This window comes from Collimonas sp. (genome assembly GCF_044339385.1).
GTDB lineage: Bacteria > Pseudomonadota > Gammaproteobacteria > Burkholderiales > Burkholderiaceae_D > Collimonas.
Map to the genome: position 1 here is coordinate 1 of NZ_JBIIVN010000189.1, position 4,385 is coordinate 4,385.

At 55.3% G+C, this 4,385-nt stretch carries 4 protein-coding genes, 1 tRNA gene and 1 pseudogene; 5 read left to right on the top strand and 1 reads right to left on the bottom strand.

Annotated elements, in window-relative coordinates; translation table 11 throughout:
• Positions 1-130: 130 nt before the first annotated feature.
• Positions 131-433: pseudogene (locus tag ACIQ0R_RS11510) on the bottom strand (ABC transporter substrate-binding protein); the annotation flags it as partial.
• A gap of 457 nt (positions 434-890) precedes the next feature.
• On the opposite strand from ACIQ0R_RS11510, the gene ACIQ0R_RS11515 reads away from it, so the two are divergent.
• The 5 genes from ACIQ0R_RS11515 to ACIQ0R_RS11535 form a co-directional block, all read left to right on the top strand.
• Positions 891-1,130, top strand: coding sequence for a ferrous iron transport protein A (locus ACIQ0R_RS11515; protein ID WP_395827489.1), 240 nt, complete (start codon positions 891-893; stop codon positions 1,128-1,130).
• An 11-nt stretch (positions 1,131-1,141) separates the two neighbouring features.
• Entirely contained in the window at positions 1,142-3,022 is a 1,881-nt protein-coding gene (locus ACIQ0R_RS11520) for a ferrous iron transporter B (protein ID WP_395827492.1), read from the top strand.
• A complete protein-coding gene (locus ACIQ0R_RS11525) occupies positions 3,019-3,315 on the top strand; it encodes a DUF6587 family protein (RefSeq protein ID WP_395827495.1) in 297 nt (98 codons plus the stop codon). The genes ACIQ0R_RS11520 and ACIQ0R_RS11525 overlap by 4 nt, the downstream gene beginning before the upstream one ends.
• Before the next feature lie 112 nt (positions 3,316-3,427).
• Positions 3,428-3,503: transfer RNA gene (locus tag ACIQ0R_RS11530), tRNA-Thr, on the top strand.
• 402 nt (positions 3,504-3,905) lie between these two features.
• Positions 3,906-4,385 (top strand): tyrosine-type recombinase/integrase (locus tag ACIQ0R_RS11535; protein ID WP_395827498.1); only part of this gene is annotated, 480 nt, incomplete at its 3' end.

Here is a 4,385-nt window from a genome sequence, read left to right on the forward strand (position 1 = left end):
CAAGAAGTGGACGATGCCATTGCGGGACTGGAAGGGAGCACTTAACCGCTTCACTATCCAGTTTGAAGAACGGATGAAGCCGAATTAAACGAAATTCCGTTTACACAAAATCCAGCACACCCTCCACTGCCGGGATCGAGGCATTGGAAGTCGGTGTGCCCACATAGCCGAACAGCGCTAGTACATCGCCCCCTTCAATAAATTGTTTGGTATTCGCAGCAGCCCGTTCCGGCTCGTAGCCATCGTCCAGCGTCTTCAACACAATCCTCCGGCCAGCCACGCCACCACTGGCGTTGATCTGATCGAAATAAGCCTGGGCACCATCGCGCATGCTTTTACCCAGCTCCTGAGCCGGCCCCGACAGCGCTGCCGACTGCCCCAAAGTAATCGTCGTTGGCATCACCCCGCTCTCTGCACGGCTTACAGTCGCCATCAGCAGTAGAGATGACAAGACAAATATTTGATGAAGTCGCATGCAGGATCCGATCATTCGATTAAATAAGTTATAAGTTGGTAACGTGAAACGACGAAGCAAGCATCCAGCCGCTCTCAGCATTACCCGGAAATGGCTTAATCGAACGCCTCGGATAGACTGCTGTGAACTCTGGCCAGGCGTGGGGTGGGGTGGTAGCAAAGAGGTCATGGTGAACGACCCGCCAAGTAATTTGCGGAAATGCAAAAAGTCGATGCAAGTAAAACGCAAGCAACTAATGCTGTCAAGCAAGCCAAATACTTTTTCCGCGCAGCGCCACTGAAAATGGCAGATTTATGCCAAAAAAATTAGATTTACGGCTAATTTGAAACACATTATTTCAATCTTTTGTTCAGCAAATAGATACGGAACGCCGCGAATGTATATAATGAGAATCATTATTAATAATGGCTTTTTTATGAGACTCTGCGATTTACCTCCGTTTACGCCTGCAGTGATAAAACATGTGGGGGATGTCCTCGCCATCGATCCGATTGCCCAGCGCCTGAGTGAACTGGGCTTTGTCCAGGGTGAAGAAGTAAGCGTCGTCGCGCTAGGCCCGGTCTCTGCCGATCCGCTGATGATTCAGATCGGCTTCACTCGCTTCGCCCTGCGCCGCGCCGAAGCGCAACGGGTACACGTCCAAACCGCTTCCTGAAACAAAGAAACATGTCTATGTCTTACAGCGCCCCCTCCTCAGCGACACCGATTTCCGCTTCAATTGCCTCCTTACGGATCGCACTGGTCGGCAATCCAAATTGCGGCAAGACCGCATTGTTCAACCAATTGACCGGCAGCCGGCAAAAGGTTGCCAACTACGCTGGGGTTACCGTCGAGCGCAAGGAGGGCCGCTTCACTGCGCCTTCCGGGCGTCTGTTGCAGCTACTCGACCTGCCAGGCGCCTACAGCCTGGAAGCAACCAGCCCCGACGAAATGATCACGCGCAAGGTTTGTCTCGGCCAGATGCCAGGCGAAGCTTTGCCAGACCTGGTTGTATGCGTCGCCGACGCCACCAATCTGCGCCTGCATTTGCGCTTCGTATTAGAAGTCAAGCGTCTGGGACGGCCCATGGTGCTGGCGTTGAACATGATGGATGCGGCGCGCAAGCGCGGCATCGTAATCGATCGCGCAGAGCTGGAGCGCCGACTAGGCATCCCCGTGATTGAAACCATTGCCATACGCGCCGGCGGCGCGCGCGACCTCATCCATTATCTGGATCAGAGCAACACGCCGGCGCCTCCCACCGGAACCGTCGACGACGATCTGCATGCGCAGGTGCGCAGCATGCTGGCAGCGGCAGTCACAATGCCGCGCAACACGTCGGTGATCGACGATGCGATTGATCGCTGGATATTACATCCGGTGTTCGGCCTGGCGTTGCTGGCGGCGATCATGTTCTTCATTTTCCAAGCGGTGTTTTCCTGGGCGCAGCCACTGATGAACGGCATCCAGAGCGGCGTCGCCGCAGTCGGCGGCTGGGTCGCGGCGGCAATGCCGGAAAGCCTGTTGCGCAGCCTGATCAGCGACGGCATCTTCGGTGGACTGGGTACCGTGCTAGTGTTCTTGCCGCAAATCCTGATACTGTTTTTCTTCATTCTGGTGCTGGAAGAATCCGGCTACCTGCCGCGCGCCGCATTCCTGCTGGATCGGATGATGTTCAAAGCAGGCCTTACAGGCCGCTCGTTCATTCCGCTGCTGTCGAGCTTCGCCTGCGCGATCCCCGGCATCATGGCCACGCGCAGCATCCAGGACCCGCGCGACCGCCTCACCACCATTCTGGTGGCGCCATTGATGACCTGCTCGGCACGCCTGCCGGTATACACGTTGCTGATCTCCGCCTTCATCCCCAATCGCAGCATCTGGAATCTGTTCAACCTGCAAGGCATCGTACTGTTCGTGTTGTACGTGGCCGGCATCTTCAGTGCGCTGGCGGTGTCATGGATCGTCAAGCGCATGCGCAAGGACAAAAGCGAACATGCATTGCTGATGGAGCTGCCATCCTATCGTTTTCCGGGCGCCCGTAATATCGCCATCGGCCTGTGGGAACGTGCACTTATTTTCCTGCGTCGCGTCACCACCATCATCCTGGCGCTAACCGTACTACTATGGTTCCTCTCCAGCTTCCCCGGCCCGCCTGAAGGGGCGACCTTACCTGCCATCGATTACAGCCTGGCCGGGCGCATCGGCCACTTGCTGGAATACGTATTTGCACCGATCGGCTTCAACTGGCAGATCTGCATTGCGCTGGTGCCAGGCATGGCTGCGCGTGAAGTCGCGGTATCGGCGCTGGGCACGGTATACGCAATGTCCGGCAGCGAAGATGCGATTGCCTCCCAACTAGGGCCGGTGATTGCCCATCAATGGTCGCTGGCGACTGCACTGGCACTGCTGGCCTGGTACGTATTCGCTCCGCAATGCATGTCGACGCTGGCAGTGATGCGGCGCGAAACCAATTCCTGGAAAATCGTCGCCATCGCCACTGCCTACCTGTTCGGCCTGGCCTACCTGGCAGCTTTCTTGACCTATCAAATTGCGAGGCTCCTGACATGACGCCATTTCTCATAGTGCAAAGCATCGTCATCGGTGCCGCTGTGATAACCAGCCTGATTTGCGCCTGCCGCCGCCTGATGCCAGCCACCAGCCAACGCTGGCAAGCGGCATTGGCTAACTCCCTGAGCACAGCATCGCGCCCGAGGTTGCTACGCGCGGTAGGCAAGCGCCTGCAACCGACCAGCACAGCCGGCGGCTGCGGCAGCGGGTGTGGCTCCTGCTCAAGCGGCTGCGGCCCGGCCACGCCAACGGCGGAACAACCGTTGCATTTCCGCCAGCGTTCCAGCGAATAGATAATCCGCACCAGTTTGCCCCCTCCCCGGCGCATCGAGCGGATTTAATGTTCCGGTTGATTGCTGCTAGAATCAGATTGGTGCTTTTGCATATATTTTTAGCAAAAACAGTGCCGGTGTAGCTCAGTTGGTAGAGCAATTCATTCGTAATGAAGAGGTCGGGGGTTCGACTCCTCTCTCCGGCACCATGAGACATTTCTGGAAATCGCCATAAAACGCCGCAAACCAACCAGATACATGGTTCTGCGGCGTTTTTTCATTCCAGTCCCAATCTACAAAGAACCACCGAAAACCACTAATTACTGATATCAATTCCCCAGAACTTACCCAAAGACTCCCCAATTTTTTGATGCAACTGGCAGCGGATTTTTTGGGGAATAGGATATATGGCATCAATCGTAAAGTGCGCAGGTGGCTGGCGTGTTCAAATTGCAATCAAAGGCAAGCGTGAGTGGGGAATCCTCAGGGCATATTCGCGTTATTTCACGCTGAGCCCTTAAAGCGGCGGCGGCAATCCGTGCGATGAAGTTGAGCGGGCAAGCTATCAAAAACCAGGGCCAAATCCGTTTTCGCTGGATGAAACGAATCTGATTCTAAAGTCGATTGCCAAACATTACCATGAACAAATATACAATTTTACGCAGTTCATGTTCTTTACCGGCATGCGAACTTCCGAAGGAATCTCGCTGCGGCGGGGACACGTGGACTTTCACCACAAGGAAGTGCTAGTCGAGCTCGTCAACGTGTACGACGAGGAAAGTGACTCGACGAAAACATCAGTGTCGCGCAAAGTGAAGCTGAACAGTCTGGCATTGGAAGCGTTGCAGCGACAAAAGGCGCACACTTTTCTCGCCGGGGACTTCATCTTCCACAATCCCAAGACGAACGAGCCCTGGGCGTATCGCCGGATCACCGACGTGCGCGGCCACTGGGAAGTTACTTTGTCGCCCCTGAACAACCCCATCCCCCCAATGTTGGCGGGGCCCGATGCCTCAAAAGCGGTTGCGGAATTTGCAAGAACATGGAATATTTCTATTCAATTTCTTGCAAATATTGTCGAGGTGTCTGTG